This window comes from Paenibacillus sp. NPDC056933 (assembly GCF_042674385.1).
Taxonomy (GTDB): Bacteria; Bacillota; Bacilli; order Paenibacillales; family Paenibacillaceae; genus Paenibacillus.
Window position 1 is genome coordinate 272,641 of sequence record NZ_JBHUQN010000004.1, and the last position, 18,189, is coordinate 290,829.

An 18,189-nucleotide genomic window follows, 5' to 3' on the forward strand; every position below is an offset into this window, starting at 1 on the left:
CTAAGAAATCTGAGACGCGTTATATCAGAATAAACATCCGTTTGCAGGGTTTTTATCAGGGATTTCAGGAATTAACGTGTCTGAGGTTCCTTATTTTTTAGAAAGAGAACCTGAAGGGGAAATAAGAAGTCCTGAGTTCCTTAGAAATTCAACTACATTCGTCAGGATAAGCAGGCTTGCACTTCGAGAATTTTTAGACGTTAACCTCCACCATAGGATAGCTAACTTGAATTTGAAGACAGACCCTAGAATGCATCCATATATGTAAAAAGGAAAAGGGGCTATCCCAGAGTCATAACATGACGGGATGCCCCTTTTACAGTTCAACGAATAGAGCACGTTTTATTTAGTGGAATTTTCACAGTTCCGGAGACTCATTAAGTAATCCCGTCAGATAATGTTTTGCGGTATTCCCCCGGTGTGATGCCCTCCATTTTTTTGAACACTTTACTGAAGTACTTCTCGTCCTGATAACCGACCATCTCCGAGATTTTTGCAATTCGTAGTGAAGGGTTCTGTAACAGCAGCTTGGCGTTATTGATCCGAAGTTTGCCCAAATACTCCGACCAGTTCAACCCGAACTGCTGCTTGAATTTGCGTGAAATATATTCGCGACTCAGGTAAAACCGTGCAGCAATCTGCTGCAGGGACAGGTCCTCCTGATAATGGGCATCCATATAACGTGCAATCTCACTCATCGGGTCCGGAGTGGCGTGATGATGTGCAGTGAGTGCCTTACCGGCAGCGAGCAACCGTTGTTCCAGCAGGGAACGCAGCAAGGGTAGAGATATCAGACCTTCGTGATCCCAAGGTAACTCAGCGAATGGAATGGACTGTTCCTCTATCGATTCCTCTTCTTCCTTCGGTGGTGCGCCTGCGGCATCGTCGAGCCAACGGTCGAGCATCCACTCCAATTCATCCACCCATTGCTGTATTTGCTCGGCCGTTACAACATCGAGCCGAGTGATGGGATCAATCCATTCTGCAACTGCATTGGACACACTGGAAGCACGTCCGCTCATGGATGCGAGTCGCAAAGATTCCTCAAAGGTGGATAACCTCAGTCCCTTGTTGCCAATGGAGGACTCCAGTGCATCGTGAATGCGCTGCTTCGTTTGCAAGGCGTTGCGTCGCCACAACCGCATACTTGCTTCCTGATAGGCTCCCGAGGTTCCTGAGGGATAAAGCTCACAGCTGGATATACCAAAATGAAGACGGCGCTGTATAGTCTGTTCCAGTCCATCGTTCACTTTTTCGAGAATGGATTGAAGTGACGAGCATTGGCCCCAGTACAGGATAACGATCTCATCCGGTCGATCAAGCTGGCGGAACACGACACCTTCGGCAGGTGGGGATAACATCTCCGCACAGATATTCAGGACGGAGAATACAAGCAGGTCAGGCTGACTGCGGTATTTCGCCAAACATTGAGCATCGAGATGCGAAAGGCTGGTGACTGCCACACTGCAACTGTCGATCTGCTCGGGCAGATTCAATTCATCCCGCAGCCGCTGGAATTGGGTATGGTTACTCCCGCGCCCAACGACCAGCTCCGTGAGCAGTCTATCATGGTAGTGAGGGCGCATCTGGTTAACTACCATGGATTGTCGTGTGGACTGCTTACGTACCGCATCCGCTTCTTTCCAGGCATCGACGGCTCTGAACAAGGATGAATTCAGTTCATCTGCTTCGACGGGTTTGAGCAGGTAGTCTGTACCTCCATAACGAATCGCATGTCTGACCAGTTCAAAATCATCATATCCGCTGATGACCAGTACCTTGCTATGCGGGGCATGAGCGGATATCCATTCAAGCAGAGCCATGCCATCCTTGCCAGGCATTCGCATATCGCTGAGTACAATCTGCGGTTGATGGGCCGTAATGGCGGCGACCGCCTCGTGACCATCTGCGGCCTCATACAAGGTATCAATTCCTGCCGCATCCCATTGGCCAAGTAGCCGTATCGCATCGCGGACGTGTTTTTCATCGTCGACAATCAAGGCTTTCATGTTGTTCACTCTCCCGCGTATAGTTTGACTATAATCTCCACGCCATTCGGTTTCAGATTGCCAATCGTAAGAAGCGCATTGTATCCGGGCGGGGAATTCAGTTGGAGCCGGCGCATCACGTTACGCAGTCCAATCGACTCGCTCTCTTCTGTATTCTGAGTAGGGCCGGAAGAGATGGACGCTTCACGCAACCAACGCTGAATTTCGGACAACTTGTCTTCCGGGATGGACGGCCCGTTATTTTTTAGATGAATTTCAATCCAATCGTCAGGCGTCCTGCGGCTGGTGATCTGTATCCTCCCTTTACCTGGCTGGATGTCCGCTCCATGTTTGAAATAATTCTCAATTAAAGGCTGCAAAGTCATTCTCGGCATTTCAGCGCGCAGGGTATCTCTTGCAAAATCCAGCTCAACCTCCAGGCGTTCACCGAACCGCTCTTTTTGCAGTTCCAGATAGAGCCTTGCATGCTCGGCTTCTTCGTTCAACGTGACCTGAGTCTGGTCACGCATGCTGTAGCGCAGCATTTTGGATAAGGAAGAGAGCAGCACATACACCCGCTGTCCTTGCTGTTGAAGCGCCAGTGTACCAATGGATTGCAATGTATTGTACAGAAAATGGGGATGAATCTGGGCTTGCAGTGCTTTAAGCTGATTGGTTTTATTGGCAATTTCCAACCGATATTCCCGCAAAATCAAATTGTTTACCGTATCCATCATATCTCGGAAGTGGCGGGCGAGCACACCGATCTCATCTCGACTCGTTAACCGGATATCCACATGAAGACGTCCTGCCTGAATCTGGTTCATATAACGCATTAATTGCTTGAGCGGTCCGGTAATCCGAATGGAGATGAACAGAGTTGCCACAATGACCAATAACAGGGCAGCAATGGCGATCATGGCGTTATTCCACGTTAATGTGGTGGCACTGGCGTACAGCGTTTCATTCGGAATCTGCTTGATAATGGTCCAGTTGGCAAATTGGCTGCCTAATTGCTGGTACACATACATCGAATGATCTTGTTCAAAATGTCCCGACGCGGTCTGGGCTGCCCCTGTACCGGTACGTGCTGAATTCAGCTCAGTCGCCGCTTCCTGCCGTAATGCATCCGTTCCACTGACTTTTGACTTTCCTTCGTATATAATCTGGTTCTGATTGTCGATGACATAGATCTGTTCCTTTACCGGATCATACAGTCTGCTGCAAATTTCGGCAATTGTATCCATATTCAAATCAATGGCAAGCACGCCCAATCGTTCAGTCGAAGGTACATCCTTGATCACACGGTGAAGGGTGATTACTGTTCTTGGAGGATCGTCCGCTGACGCCGCCTTGAAGCCGTAGGAATGACTAAGGTGCGCGGATTCGACCCAGATATCCGGGCTGTTGCCGGCGGCTATTCCATGAAGCGAGTCGGAATAGGCCTTTTTTCGTTCTTCCCGCTTCGGGAAAGGACTCGCAATCAATGTCGATTGATTGGCAACAAAAGAGTGCAAATACAGCTGGAAAACATCCGGTACAGCCGCGCGGATCGTCTGCAAAGTGGTGTATACCTCGGCAACTGCGCGATAGTCACCTGGGATTTTCGCCAGATTCCGCAAAAAATTCGGATCGTTGTACACAGCAAGCGAAGCCCTTGCCACGTTATCCACGTAATTGTTGAGATTCGTGGACGCCTGAAAGATCAGGCGTTTGTTCTCTTCGACAGCCTGCTCGCGCAGAGCGGTCTTGGTCTGGATAAACGTCATGCTGATGGATGCCAGCAGTGGAATCGTCGTGGCAATGAGCATAAAAGCGATGAGCTTGGTGCGAATACTGTAGTATTTTGACATCGGACACCCCTTCTGGTTGCAGGATAATAGAGGACAATATTTTACACCCAACTGTTCACCAGGGTCGGTGTTTCCCTGCCCGAGATTGGGGTTTAATAGAACAAGAGACCAATTTCATCCATCAATAGAAGGGGAGAACGATATGAAGCATCGCAAGTCTTCACAGCTGTTACAGCAGCTTGTGTTCGTGGGTCCCTCCATCGTCTTTTTTATTCTCATTATCGTGGTCCCTTTCCTGCTTGGTATGGTGTATTCTTTTACCGACTGGAACGGGGTGTCAGCTAACATTCATTGGGTGGGAATCGATAATTTCAAACAAATTTTTGCGAATGATCCCAAGTTTGTATCTGCGTTTTGGTTTACGGTGCGCTTCACCTTGGTTGGTGTAATCTTGACCAATGTGATCGGTTTTTTCCTGGCGTATTTCCTGACCAAACCGCTCAAGACGAGAAACATTCTGCGTACGATCTTTTTTATGCCTAACGTGATCGGCGGGCTGCTGCTCGGTTTTATCTGGCAGTTCATATTTGTGAAAGGGTTTTCAGCTGTAGGCGATGTAACGGGCTGGTCCTTCTTCAACCTCCCATGGCTGGGAGATGAACCGACCGCCTTCTGGGGTATCGTCATTGTATTTGTCTGGCAGACCGCAGGGTATCTGATGGTGATCTACATCTCTTCCTTGACCAACGTCTCGCCTGATCTGCTGGAAGCTGCCGAAATTGATGGTGCCAGCCGCTGGCAGGTACTGCGCAGCATTATTTTTCCGCTCATTATGCCGGGAGTTACGATCTGTCTGTTCCTGGCGATCTCCTGGTCGTTCAAAATGTTCGATCTCAATCTGTCCCTGACCAAAGGCGGACCGTTTGGATCAACAGAGTCGGTAGCTCTGAATATTTACAACGAAGCTTTTGTGAATAATCGGTACGGCATCGGTACAGCCAAAGCACTTGTGTTCTTCGTAATCGTTGCCATTATCACGATGATTCAGGTACGTGTGACGAAGAGCAAGGAGGTGGAGGCATAGATGGAAACGTCGAAAAATTATCGCTTCAGTACCATTGTAACCGAAATTATTATGGTGCTCATTGGATTATTGTTCCTGGTACCGTTCTACTTCCTGTTTGTCAATTCGGTCAAAACGTTCGGTGACTTGCTCACCAATTCAGCTGCTTGGCCGGAAGCATTCCAATGGGGCAACTATGCGAACGCCTGGGAAAAAATCAAATTCCCATCAGCGTTGATGAACTCGCTCATTGTCACAGTGGTCAGCAATCTGCTGCTTGTACTAATCAGCTCCATGGCCGCCTATCGAATGGTTCGCAGCGATACCCGATTCAACCGGATTCTGTTCGGCATGTTCATTGCTGCCATGGTGATTCCGTTTCAGTCTATCATGATTCCACTCGTTACTGTAACCAGTAATCTTGGACTGATCGACAGTCTGTTCGGACTCATCATCTGTTATCTCGGTTTCGGCGCACCGATGTCCATCTTCCTGTTCCACGGATTTGTCAAATCGGTTCCGCTCGAAATTGAAGAGGCAGCGCGAGTGGATGGAAGCTCCGCCTACGGCGTGTTCTTCCGGATTGTATTTCCGCTCATGAAGCCGATGTATGTTACGGTCATTATCCTGAATACACTCTGGATCTGGAATGACTATCTTCTGCCATCCCTGATTCTGCAAAGCTCCAATTTGCGTACAATTCCGATTGCGACCTTTGCGCTCTTCGGACAATATACGAAGCAATGGGATCTGGCCCTGCCTGCACTGGTGCTTGGCATCATGCCAATTATCATTTTCTTCCTGCTGATGCAGAAATACATCATTCAGGGGATTACCGCTGGATCAGTTAAAGGGTAAGTGTGAGGGGTTGGAGCAGCTTCGAGATCATGTGCGCTTTCGATCGCTGTTGTTCCCCGGTGGCCTGAATTAAAAAGCAAGGAAGCTGTTATACTGAAACTACTATAGGGAGAGTGTATGTATGAAAAGAATGACCAAGTTGACGTTGCTTATGCTAATTGCTTTTTCCGTAATGCTTGCGGGTTGTGGCAACGGAGATAAGAGTGGAAGTCCTGTTAACACAGACGCCCAAGGTGGCGGTGAGGCAGCAGCAGGGGACAAAACCATTAAAATCTTTCAATATAAAGTCGAAATTGCGGAAGCGCTTAACCGTCTCAAAGCGGAATACGAGAAATCCCATCCAGGCATCAAGCTGGACATTCAGACTGTGGGTGGCGGCAGTGACTACGGCGCTGCATTGAAAGCCAAGTTCGCGGCTGGCGAGCAACCGGATATTTTCAACGTTGGCGGTTATCGTGAACTGGACACATGGCTCGAATACCTGGAAGATCTGTCAGGTGAAGCATGGGTAAAAGATGTGCTTGATGTAGCCAAAGAGCCAATGACCAAAGACGGTAAACTGTATGGACAGCCGCTGGCACTGGAAGGTTATGGTTTCATTTATAACAAAGACCTCTTCCAAAAAGCAGGCATCACCGAAATTCCAACTACACTGGAACAATTGGATCAGGCTGCACAGAAGCTTCAAGCCGCAGGAATTACCCCGTTCTCCAATGGATATCAGGAGTGGTGGGTACTCGGCAATCATAACGTAAACGTGGCATTTGCGAATCAGGCTGATCCGGTGAAATTTATTCAGGGTCTTAACGAAGGTACGGAGAAAATCCCTGGCAATCAGGTGTTCGCGGACTGGATGAACCTGCTGGACTTGACGCTGAAATACAGCAACAAAAACCCGCTCACAACCGACTACAACACACAGGTAACCCTGTTTGCCAGTGGAGAAGCAGCGATGATGCAGCAAGGGAACTGGACGCAGGTACAAATTGATGGCATCGATCCTAATCTGAATCTCGGCATTTTGCCGATGCCAATTACGAATGAACCGAATGACAAACTGTTTGTTGGTGTACCGAACTACTGGGTTGTGAACAAGAACTCGCAAGTGAAAGCGGAAGCAAAAGAGTTTTTGGAATGGCTCGTGACATCGGATATCGGTAAACAATACATGACCAAAGAATTCAAGTTTATCCCGGCATTTAGTTCCATTCAGGCATCTGAAGAGGATCTGGGTGACCTCGCAACCGATATCATGAAGTACAGCCAGGAAAACAAAACATTAAGCTGGAACTTCAACCGTTTCCCTGAGGGTGTTCCACAAGAATTCGGCAGCACGATTCAGGCTTATGTGGCAGGCAAATCGGACAAAAAAGCCCTGCTTGATGCATTGCAACAAAACTGGGATAGTCTGAAAAAATAAACCACTCGGATTAGCCATGTGCAGAAGTAAAATAGTGCCGTCTCAACCTTGAATGGTTATCCACATACTAGTATCCACAGGCTATGGGAGCCATTCGCATGTGATTTAAATAAGTAGCCAACTCAAATAGGTCAGCCAAAATTGCATTTTGGTTGGCCTATTTTTTAATTTTGGGACTCCGCTATTGAAGATTGGAACAATAAAATAAAAAAACTACCCTGAAATGTGGATAACTCCATCATATGTAGAAGCTCAATGACATATTTAACACAGGGATAATACTATATGTGGATATCCTGTGTGTACAACGTTCTAAATGTGGACAAGTATGACTAATTTCGGGCAAAGAGCATCTTTTGTTAACGGAAAAACTTGTGTTTGTTTAATTAGTACTGTATAGTTCTAAATATGACAAGTAAAAAATCAATCACTGGATCTGTGAAATCCAAAAGTTCCAATCCGGTCAATCGGACCAAGGCAGTGGAAGTAGCCGCTCAGTTATTTTTGCGTCAGGGATACAGCTATGTCAGCATGGATGAGGTCGTGCGGGCAAGCGGGGTATCCAAATCGAATATTTATTACCATTTCAAAAACAAGGAGGAATTGCTTCAGGCCGTGGTGCAATACTGGATTGCCCAGTATGAATCGGAGCTCTACCTGCTGCTCAGTCAGCGTGAACGTGAGGTCACAGAACGGATCTATTCGTTCATGGCATTACTGTCCGCAGGCATGGAGGGCCGCGACTATGAAGGGAGTTGTCCATTTATTACACTGTATATGCAGACACCAGCCAGTGCGCCTGAAGTAAAAGAAAGCATATCCCGTTTCTTTCGTGAGTTGCAGCCGATGATGGAAAAATTGTTCCAACAGGGGCTGGATCGTGGGGAATTCCGTAAAGGAATCGAGCCTGGACCGGCGGCTTCATTATTTATTGCAGCCTTGGAAGGTTCACTTGTACTCGCTGAGACTGCGCGTGATACAGGGATTATTGAACAAACGGCACGTACATTTTGTCAGATGCTTCGGTAAACGAAGCTCTTTTTTTGAATAAATTTAGTACTATATAGTACTAAATAATAAAGGAGAAGAAATAGAAATGAGTATACATACTACATCTGTAGCAAACGAAAAAAATAAGAGGATCCCTAACCCCTACTCAAACCAGGCTATGGGTAAGGTAATGGCTGAAAAAACCATTATTTTGATGACTGGCAGTACCGGATTTATAGGCAAGGAGACGGTAAAACAACTTGGGCAGAGTGAAGTGCAATTAGTACTGCTTGTTCGCTCTGAATCCAAAGCGAGGAGGGTTCTGAAAGCATACGGAGTAACGGATTTCAGCCGAATAATCTGTATTCAGGGAGATTTGTCAGCTCCAGATCTGGGTCTAACCAAAGCTGATCGTGAGCGTGCCCTGCAGGCCAATGTCATCATTCATGCAGGTGGAACAATGGATGTCACGTTGCAACCGAAGGTGGCAGAACAGATTTTTATGAATGGGGCAAGAGAGATTGCCAAACTGGCTGAGGAAATTCAGCGTACACACGGATTGAGGCATTTTATCCACGTCGTCGGTTTTATGAGTCCGTATGGGAGGAAGGATTCTCCGTCCATATCTTCAGTCAATGAAGATGTTGGGGATAAGTCGGGCAGGCACAAGTTATGGATTAGCAAAGCGTTCCACTCCGAAAGCGCTTATGAGCATATGAAATTCGAAGCGGATCGCTATATTCGACAGCACGCTGAGCAACATTTGTATGCCTTATCGGTTGTAAACCCGAGTACAGTCGTGGGTCCGTATCCTACGGGTGCAACCGAACAAACGGGCGGGATTGGCATGATGATACAGGCGATGAGAAGAGGGAGAATGCCGGTGATTCCTGGTGGTCTGCAGCACTGGTTGCCACTCGTATCCAATGACGTGGTTGCACAGACCCTTGTTTTTCTGACGAGGGACAGCAATCCTTCCGGCGGTACTTATCCCTTGTTATCCAGAAAATCGGACAGTCCGGATATGAAGGAACTGATTCGGTTGCTGGCAGCAGAACTGGATGTAGCGGCACCGCGATGGTCAGTGCCTCTGCCCATGATCCATGCAGCCATGAAGGCTGGTGGCACAAAGATCAGCGGAATACCGCCCGAATCCATTGCGTTTATTACGAAACAGGATTTTGAAGTGCAGCAGACGGAGCGGTTATTTGAGCGAATGGGAAAAAGATTGCCTGAGGTTAGCGAGCTATTGCCTTACGTGACAGCTGATTTGGACTATCGTTTCAGCTATCCTTCACAGAATGATTTGCCTCAGGGCTGGACTCGGACACGCGTAGGTGTTCTGGCGGCGCTGATCCATGAAGGTCAGGGGGACCCCTGGGTGATTGTGCATGGTTTGATGAGCAGTGCTGACGATATGATGGCCCTGGGAGATGCGTTATGGAGTATGACGGGAAACCCGGTATGGCTTGTGGATCTTGCCGGATTTGGACGTTCCCCGGTCCAGCGGAACAAAGAAAGAGGGACGGCTTTTCAGGGGCAGGTCAAAGCGGTGCGTAGTGTACTGAATGAGATACAAGGTCCGGTCAAACTAGTAGGGCATTCTGTTGGAGCGGCGATAGCCGCGGTGGCCATGCAGGAGAGTGGGCGTGAAAATATTCAGCTTGCCATGCTTCAACCGATATGGGGCGGAGCAAGGGACGGGATGCAGCGCCTGGTCTCAAGGTTCCCGAGAAGACTGCTGCGAGGACTGTTGTCGCGGATGACTCCTCAGCAAGTAGCCGCGCAGCTAAAAAGAGCAGAGGCTTCGGAGACCCATTCAACAATGCTTGAGGATTATGCGAAGAGAGCCTCTTCCGGTTTGAAATCACCACGCATCGCAGGAGCGAATGCAGATTTGCTCCACTGGATACAGTCCCATCCAGACCATAAAATATCACAGACGAGTGTGGAGGCACAGCGCACATTTATGATTTGGGGGATAAACGATCAAGGTTACACACGCCCGGCAAATATACATTCATCAGTCCAGCGTGTGGAAGTCCCCTACGGTCACCAATTTCCTGTGTTTTATGCGGAAGAAACAGCCTCATTGCTTGTTAATTGGCAAATGAAGAGTAGGACATCGTTGAATTGAGTGTTACATCCCCAAGGATTGGATCATATTCAGGAGAATCGACACTAATGTTAAATAAAATAACACATTCAGTTAGATAAAACGTGTGAAAGCGTTATTTTTATTCCCATTTATACTTGCCGCACAATAAAACCATGCTCATTTTGGCAAGGCAGTACATTGTGACCCTCTTCTGAACTGCGATAGACTTGATCTCAAGATCAACAGCTAAGAGGAGGATGTGTACGATGCCACTTCAAAAAACGTTATTGGCACTGGACGCGCTGGACAGCGCTTATGTGAATGGTGAGAGTGTAAAGCAATTATTTGTTCAATATCCAAAGGTTTCCGTTGAAGTACTGACCGTACATGGGGAAAAGGGGAGTACGGATTTTGTTAAAATCATCATCCCCGGTACGGAGGGTAAGCGGTCGGGAGGACAAGCCCCGACCATGGGTATTGTAGGACGATTAGGTGGGATTGGTGCCCGTCCAACGCGCATTGGACTTGTCTCGGATGCCGACGGCGCCGTCGCTGCTGTTGCAGCAGGCCTGAAGCTCGCCGACATGCAGACTAAAGGCGACTCGTTAAAAGGGGATGTCATTGTGACGACGCATATCTGCCCCGATGCACCTACTCTGCCGCATGAGCCGGTTGATTTTATGGACTCTCCGGTCGATATTTTGCAAATGAACGAACATGAGGTTCTGCCCGAGATGGAAGCCATTTTGTCTATCGACACAACCAAAGGAAACCGGGTGATTAATCATAAAGGGATCGCTATTTCGCCAACGGTGAAAGAGGGATACATTTTACGGGTGAGCGATGATTTGCTCCGCATCATGGAGATGACCACAGGGCAGCTGCCTGTGACATTCCCGATTACAACACAGGATATTACGCCTTACGGCAATGACTTATACCATATCAATTCCATTTTACAGCCAGCGGTGGCTACACATGCACCTGTTGTAGGCGTAGCTGTAACAGCCCAATCCGCAGTGCCGGGATGCGGCACAGGAGCAAGCCATGAGATTGATATTGCAAGCGCAGTTCGTTTGGTTGTGGAGACCGCCAAGGAATTCACCAATGGCACCTGTTCTTTCTACAACGTGGAGGAATATAACCTGATTACTCGTTTGTATGGATCAATGAAAGTACTTCAGACCCCGGGGATGCAAGCAGCTCCCTCTGCATAGTGTTCTTGAGGAAGCAGCGATTGAAGAGGCAGATGGGAATGCTGCTGTGGACATACGTACGTAACGTGTACAGCAGATCTGAGATGTAGGGGGCATAAAATGATAAAGCAGCTTGGCATGATAACCATTGGACAAGCTCCGCGAACCGATGTGGCGCCTGTCATTGAGAAGCATTTGGAGGGGAGGGCTGAACTCGTTCAGGTCGGGGTGCTGGACGGACTTTCAGCAACGCAGATCGCTGCGCTGGCACCGGAACCTGGTGAATATGTGCTAACTTCCCGCCTGCAGGACGGCAGTGCGGCTATCGTATCCCGAGAAAAAATCAGGCCGATACTGGAACGCAAAATCCGTGAATTCGAAGTCTTGGGTGTTCCTAATATTCTGTTGCTGTGTACAGGTTCATTTCCGGGTCTGCGATCAGCCAAGCTGCATCTCATTGAGCCTGACCGTATTATTCCTCCAGCCGTACAGGCGATGGCCGATGGCCGCCGTCTGGGGCTTATCGGACCATTACCAGAGCAAGCGGGACAGCTCGATTTGAAGTTTTCCTCACTGGTCCAGCCTGCGTTTGCCGCAGCTTCTCCCTATACATCCGGCGAAGCCGAATTCCGTCAGGCGGCCGAATCACTGAAGGGGCGTGTTGAGCTCATTTTACTGGATTGCATGGGGTATGATGAGCGCCACCGTCAATGGGTTGCCAATGCAAGCGCAGGAATCCCGGTCATTTTGTCGAATGCTCTAATGGGTAAGTTAGTAGCGGAAATGGTCTGACACAGGAGGAGACGAACGAATGAACCAGCAGCGAATTGATGTCAGTAAAAATGTTTTGGTGGAATGCCTTGGACTTCGCAGTGATGAGACACTGGCTGTTGTAGCGGATGATGCCAAGAGAGAACTGGCGGAATCTATATATGAGGCAGGCAAGGCACTTGGAGCAGATGCGGTGCTTATGGTAATGAAGGAACGGAGCAAATCCGGTGAAGAGCCGCCTGCACCGATTGCCGAAGCGATGAAACGTGCGGATGTCGCGGTGTGCGTAACCCGTTATTCACTAACCCATACACAGGCTCGCAAACAGGCGGCAGCTGCCGGAACCCGGGTAGCCACGATGCCGGGCATGACGGACGATATGTTCATGAACGGTGCCATTACCGCAGAGTATCCCAAAGTGAAGGCTTTGACCGATAAGGTTACAGGCATGCTAAGTGCAGGGAGCAGCGTTCGCATCGAGAAGAATGGGTACCAGCTGTCATTCTCCATTCAGGGACGCAATGGCGTGCCGAGTACAGGCATGTATCTCAATCCGGGTGAGTCCGGCAATTTGCCTTCAGGTGAAGCTTACATCGCACCCGTTGAAGGCATGGGCGAGGGTGAAATTCTGGTGGATGGCTCCATCGCAGGAATAGGCGCGATCAGCAAACCTGTCCTGTTGACGGTTAAAGAGGGCCGTCTTGTTTCGGCAACCGGCACCGAAGGAGACAAGCTGCTATCCATGCTTGGAGAAGGTGAGGGTCGGATTCTTGGCGAATTCGGCATTGGTACCAATGACAAGGCCCGAATTACTGGGGTTGTCCTGGAGGACGAGAAAGTCTACGGGACGATCCATGTTGCTTTTGGCAGTAACAATACCTTCGGTGGTACAGTTGCAGCAGGGGTTCATATTGATGCTGTTGTGCAGAAGCCGGATGTCTACATCGATGATGTCCTTATTATGCGTCAGGGAGAACTGCTTGATCAGAAATAGAGCAGAATAATCATGAGATAACCCTGTGGATCAGTAGAGGTGTATGAGAGCGTACCCACAACCTATCCACAATGGGGGAGATGCGTAAATTTCGCGGTAGTTTTAGCGACAAATACACAACATATTCACAATATATATATAGATATCCACATGATTGGGGGTAACTATCAACAGATTGTGGGTAACATACGCACAAGATATCCACAGCCTGGGGAGGAACGCCAATGTTGGGTCTTATAAGAGTGATTACGCTTCATCATGAAGAAGATATCCACAGACACGGGGCATTAATTGAAGGGCGATATGGCATTCGGGTCCGCAGTCGATGCATTCCCCAGCAACCGCTGGGTGTGTATGATCAAGCTACAGAGCTTGAATCGATTCCCAAAATTGTGGATCTGGCGCGGGAACTGGAACAGGAAGGGTGTACATCTATTGGTATTAGTTGTGCAGCTGATCCGGGTATTGCAGAAATACGCGCCGCTGTTCGGGTACCCGTATATGGTGCTGGATCATGTGCTGCACATCTTGCACTCACCTCAGCTACACGCGTAGGTGTATTGACGATTCTGGAGGAAGTGCCTACCCTGATTCGTGAAATACTTGGAGAGGCTTATATCGGGATGGACCGACCCGAAGGTGTGGTTACAACCCTCGATCTGAACACGCCAACAGGGCGGATGGCGGCACTGGAAGCTGCTGGAAGACTGAAGGCTGAGGGTGCTGAGTCCATTGTTCTCGCGTGTACCGGCTTTGCAACGATGGGTTTCGCGTTTGAAGTGGAAAAAGAACTGCATATCCGCGCACTCGACCCGATCTATTCCTTAGGTGCAGCTGTGTCTCTGCGATAAATGCTTAATCCATGGGATGCCTGAATCGTATTTTAGCAGGAAAATATAGCTTGATTCTAACGCCGATGCAGTTATTCACAACTGTGTCGGCGTTATTTGTGATGCTAGGATAGTTAATCTCGGTATAGGAAGTGAATAAGTGAAGTTTGTTTTATAATGTGACGCGATAAAGTGTTAAAATTATTTTTTGGATTATATGCTGCAACTAACAACCTGAAAGGTTTGTTATATTTTATGAACGTAATCCAAGCCATACGAATATCACAGAATTTCCCGTTTTTTTTGATCAGATAGTCTGGTAAACTATCCAAAAAATTAGATGCAGTATGCGAGGGCGATTTGCAAATCTGGCTGAGGGTGGTCGATAGGCTTGAAAACGACAGGCATTACACTGAAAGAACTGTTGAATATTCCTATACTCAGTAAGGCCAAGGTTATCAGTGGGCATCAGGGATTGGATCGGGTTGTTCGGTTTGTGGATATTATGGAGGTGCCTGATCTGCAAGGATGGTTGCGGGAAGGCATGCTCATGCTGACGACGGCCTATTCGATTCGCGATAATCCCGGTCTGCTTGGGGAACTGATCTATACGCTTAATGAGGCGGGGGCGGCTGCTTTGGCTATAAAACCTGCCCGTTTTCTCAAAGAAATTCCGGAAGAAGCCATAGCAGCCAGTAATGACTGCGGCCTGCCTATTATTGAGATTCCTCCCGAAATACCCTACATGGATATTACGCAACCTGTTATGGAATTGGTGCTGGACCGACAAGCAGCCTTGCTCCGCAGGTCCGAGGAAGTATATCGAACACTGATGACTATGGTGCTTGAAAACAGTGGGATTCAGGCTGTGGGAGACAACGTGGCCGAACTGCTTCAGGCGCCTGTAGGTGTCATCGACAATGGTGGACAGATTATTGTATCTTCACCCCCTGATTATGATTGGAAGGAAGCTGTAAGCCCACTCGTATGGGAGATCAATCTGGATCGCCGGAAGGTTGCGCGGCTGCTGGTGGATAAGGACTCCCTTGATGAAATGGAACAAGTCGGAATTGAACAGGCCAGATTGGTTCTATCCCTGGAATTGATGAGAAACAAGGTGGCGGAAGATACCGAATTGCGTTTACGAGGCAATTTCATTGATGAACTTTTGACACCGCCCCTGCTCTTACGGCATGAAGCCGAATCCAGAGGGCGCAAGCTCGGAATGAATCCGGAGCATCTATGGGAAGTGGCCGTAATGGAAGGTGAGGCTGCCCCTGATGAAGACTTGTTGACTGAATTGCTTGCACATGAAGCCAGAAAACGGAGAGTTACACCTCATATTGAGTTCAGGACTAACCGGGCTGTGCTATTTTTGCCAACACCGGAGTCCAAGGATGCGGTGTGGATGGATCACATTCAATCCTGGACTGAAACCATCGCGGTATGGATCGAAGATCCGGCAAACAAGTTTGGACAATGTAGAGTTGGTGTGGGCACACAGGTTTCGCTTTGGAATATGCATCAGAGCTATGGAGAGGCCAGAAATGCTCTGATGGTATCCTCCCGTTTGTCGGGAGGGCGTACGACCCGGTTTGAGGATGTGGAGGTATACCATCTGCTGGGCGAAACGGCAGATGATCCGGGTTTTGCAGCATTGTTTGAGCGAAAGCTAGGGAAATTACGTGACTATGACGAAGAACATAGCGGCGATTTGCTGCGGACCTTTTTTTATTATCTGGAAAGCCGGGGGAGTCTGATTGAGACAGCAAATCGGCTCTACATCCACCGGAATTCAGTCAAATATCGCCTGGAGCGGATTAGGGACATTACGGGCTTCGATTTGAACCACCCGCGTGAACAATTTGTCTGTCATCTGTGTCTGGTGTACTACTACATGAGGCAGGACAGACAAAAGGTTTAGGTTCTACTCATCGGTCCTAGCTCCACAGCATAACCAACAATGAGTTATATGGAAGATAAAGGTCGAAAAATAGCGAACTATGTCTTTAAGTGTGATTTAACATGACATATTGGGGAGACATTAGTGCACAATCGACAAACGGTTGTGCTTTTTTTTAGCTAAATGGGACGTAGTTCGTCGCTTGGTTTCTAGGTAAAATAAGCACAATTACAAAAGAAGAGACGGATGACAGACATGCTGTCAACATTGGGCCGTCCACAGAGAACCGTAAAACAGCAAGTGAGACATCAGAGTTAAAGGGGTTGATCGATTGTTTGCTTACACGCTCCGAAGGCTGCTGCAGATGATTCCGGCGCTGATCGGCATCGTGGTGATTACCTTCATCCTGTCCCGTGTTCTTCCGGGAGATCCCGCCATTGTCATGGCTGGTGAACAGGCCACGGATGATGTCATTGCCAAAATCCGAATGGACATGGGATTGGACAAGCCGCTAATTGTACAGTTTTTTAGCTACGTTGGACAATTGCTTCAAGGGAATCTGGGGTTCGCCTACCATACCGGTCATACAGTGCTGAGTGATTTCGGTACCCGCTTTCCAGCAACCATTGAGCTGACGCTGGCCAGCGTGATTATAGCCATCTGTGTTGCAATTCCGGTAGGTATCATCGCCGCAACCCGAAAAGAGTCCTTTGTGGACCACATCTCCAGGGTGTTTTCACTGATTGGAGCATGTGTACCGATCTTCTGGCTGGGGTTGTTGTTTATTTACATCTTCTATTCCATCCTCGGCTGGGCTCCGGCTCCCATGGGACGCATCAGCGGAGACCTCAACCCACCGACTCATATCACCGGATTGTACGTGGTAGACAGTCTTATGACCGGAGATATGGTTGCACTCAAAAGCAGTCTTGCACACTTGCTGCTCCCGGCGATCTGCCTGAGCACAGGAACCATGGCGATTGTCGCGCGTATGACCAGGTCCAGCATGCTGGAAGTCATCGGACAGGATTATGTGCGTACTGCACGAGCCAAGGGCTTGAGCGAAACCGCGGTCGTGGGCAAACACTCCCTGATCAATGCTCTAATTCCCACGTTGACTGTGCTCGGCCTTCAGTTCGGAGGATTACTCGGTGGTGCGGTAATCACGGAAACCATCTTTTCCTGGCCTGGCGTCGGCGGTTATGTCACAGATTCGATTCTGGCTGCCGATTATGCACCAATTCAGGCGTTCACACTCGTAAGTGCCATTCTGTTCAGCTTTATTAATCTGGCGGTGGATCTGGTCTATGGATTGATTGATCCACGAATCCGTTATGAATAGGGTCGCCGCGAAAGGAGGAGTACCGCTGTGAGTACTGCCGCACCGACTTCCATGGGAACAAAGCCCACACAAGCGGTTGTTCCCAAACCCAAAACCTTTCTCAGACTATTGCTCCGCAATCGGCTCGCTGCCATTGGTCTGGTCTTTATCGTCATGTGGACTGTCATTGCAGCCATTGCTCCCTGGATCGCACCATATGATCCGTATATGACCGATACGGCCGTGAAGCTGGAATCCCCGTCAGGCGGTCACTGGTTTGGTACCGATAACTATGGTCGGGACATTCTGAGTCGCGTACTGTACGGAGCCAGAATCAGTATCTGGACGGGCTTGATTGCCGTCAGCATCTCGTTTGTCATTGGGGTTCCGCTGGGCGGAATTGCTGCTTATTACGGTGGACGTACCGGCAATATCATTATGCGGGTAATGGATGTATTGCTTGCCTTCCCGTCTCTGGTGCTGTCCATGGCCATTGCTGCTTCCATCGGCAACGGACTGACGAGTGCAATGATTGCTGTTGGAATAGTCGGCATTCCCGAATTTGCCAGATTGATGTATGGACAGACGGTATCTCTGCGCGAGAAGGAGTACGTAGAAGCCAGCAGAGCCATTGGTGTACGGGACAGAGTGATTCTGTTTCGCCACATTTTGCCGAATGCTTTGGCCCCGCTGCTGGTGCAGGCAACGCTCGGTATGGGTTTTGCGATCTTGACGGCATCCAGTTTGAGCTTCCTCGGTCTTGGCGTCAAACCGCCTACAGCCGAATGGGGGGCCATGATCTCTGAAGGACGAGAGTATATCATTTCCGGACAATGGTGGCTCGTGACGTTCCCTGGACTGGCTATAGCCACATCCATTCTTGGCTTTAATCTGCTCGGAGATGGTTTCCGTGATGTACTGGATCCGCGGTTGCGTTCGGGAAAATAGAGATTGGTCACCACCA

14 protein-coding genes are annotated in these 18,189 nt (G+C 48.8%); 12 read left to right on the plus strand and 2 right to left on the minus strand.

The window, feature by feature from the left end; translation table 11 throughout:
• Positions 1 to 377 precede the first annotated feature (377 nt).
• Both ACFTRD_RS25350 and ACFTRD_RS25355 read right to left on the minus strand, forming a co-directional pair.
• A complete protein-coding gene (locus ACFTRD_RS25350) occupies positions 378 to 2,009 on the minus strand; it encodes a response regulator (protein ID WP_379384866.1) in 1,632 nt (543 codons plus the stop codon).
• 5 nt (positions 2,010 to 2,014) lie between these two features.
• Positions 2,015 to 3,841, minus strand: a complete 1,827-nt coding sequence (locus ACFTRD_RS25355; protein WP_379384868.1) for a cache domain-containing sensor histidine kinase — start codon at positions 3,839 to 3,841, stop codon at positions 2,015 to 2,017.
• A 142-nt stretch (positions 3,842 to 3,983) separates the two neighbouring features.
• Here ACFTRD_RS25355 and ACFTRD_RS25360 point away from each other — a divergent pair, with 142 nt between their 5' ends.
• From ACFTRD_RS25360 to ACFTRD_RS25415, 12 genes are all read left to right on the plus strand, one after another.
• Positions 3,984 to 4,865, plus strand: a complete 882-nt coding sequence (locus ACFTRD_RS25360) for a carbohydrate ABC transporter permease (RefSeq protein WP_379384870.1) — start codon at positions 3,984 to 3,986, stop codon at positions 4,863 to 4,865.
• Positions 4,866 to 5,702, plus strand: coding sequence for a carbohydrate ABC transporter permease (locus ACFTRD_RS25365; RefSeq protein WP_192262853.1), 837 nt, complete (start codon positions 4,866 to 4,868; stop codon positions 5,700 to 5,702).
• Positions 5,703 to 5,823: 121 nt separating this feature from the next.
• The gene (locus tag ACFTRD_RS25370; protein WP_379384873.1) at positions 5,824 to 7,122 is read left to right on the plus strand and encodes an ABC transporter substrate-binding protein; all 1,299 of its coding nucleotides are present in this window, start codon (positions 5,824 to 5,826) and stop codon (positions 7,120 to 7,122) included.
• A 438-nt stretch (positions 7,123 to 7,560) separates the two neighbouring features.
• Positions 7,561 to 8,151, plus strand: a complete 591-nt coding sequence (locus ACFTRD_RS25375; RefSeq protein WP_379384875.1) for a TetR/AcrR family transcriptional regulator — start codon at positions 7,561 to 7,563, stop codon at positions 8,149 to 8,151.
• A gap of 151 nt (positions 8,152 to 8,302) precedes the next feature.
• Positions 8,303 to 10,249 carry an alpha/beta fold hydrolase gene (locus tag ACFTRD_RS25380; protein WP_379384877.1) on the plus strand — a complete coding sequence of 649 codons (1,947 nt, stop codon included), beginning with the start codon at positions 8,303 to 8,305 and terminating at the stop codon, positions 10,247 to 10,249.
• Between the two features lie 227 nt (positions 10,250 to 10,476).
• The gene (locus tag ACFTRD_RS25385) at positions 10,477 to 11,427 is read left to right on the plus strand and encodes a DUF1177 domain-containing protein (protein WP_379384879.1); all 951 of its coding nucleotides are present in this window, start codon (positions 10,477 to 10,479) and stop codon (positions 11,425 to 11,427) included.
• A gap of 99 nt (positions 11,428 to 11,526) precedes the next feature.
• Positions 11,527 to 12,198, plus strand: a complete 672-nt coding sequence (locus ACFTRD_RS25390; protein ID WP_379384881.1) for an AroM family protein — start codon at positions 11,527 to 11,529, stop codon at positions 12,196 to 12,198.
• Between the two features lie 19 nt (positions 12,199 to 12,217).
• Positions 12,218 to 13,171: an aminopeptidase gene (locus tag ACFTRD_RS25395; RefSeq protein ID WP_379384883.1), complete on the plus strand. Its 954-nt coding sequence runs from the start codon at positions 12,218 to 12,220 to the stop codon at positions 13,169 to 13,171.
• Positions 13,172 to 13,395: 224 nt separating this feature from the next.
• Positions 13,396 to 14,022, plus strand: coding sequence for an aspartate/glutamate racemase family protein (locus ACFTRD_RS25400; protein WP_379384885.1), 627 nt, complete (start codon positions 13,396 to 13,398; stop codon positions 14,020 to 14,022).
• Positions 14,023 to 14,392: 370 nt separating this feature from the next.
• Positions 14,393 to 15,925: a PucR family transcriptional regulator gene (locus tag ACFTRD_RS25405; protein ID WP_379384887.1), complete on the plus strand. Its 1,533-nt coding sequence runs from the start codon at positions 14,393 to 14,395 to the stop codon at positions 15,923 to 15,925.
• A 310-nt stretch (positions 15,926 to 16,235) separates the two neighbouring features.
• On the plus strand, positions 16,236 to 17,246 hold the full coding sequence (locus tag ACFTRD_RS25410; protein WP_379384889.1) for an ABC transporter permease: 1,011 nt from the start codon (positions 16,236 to 16,238) through the stop codon (positions 17,244 to 17,246).
• Between the two features lie 51 nt (positions 17,247 to 17,297).
• Entirely contained in the window at positions 17,298 to 18,173 is an 876-nt protein-coding gene (locus tag ACFTRD_RS25415; RefSeq protein ID WP_192273096.1) for an ABC transporter permease, read from the plus strand.
• Positions 18,174 to 18,189: the final 16 nt, after the last annotated feature.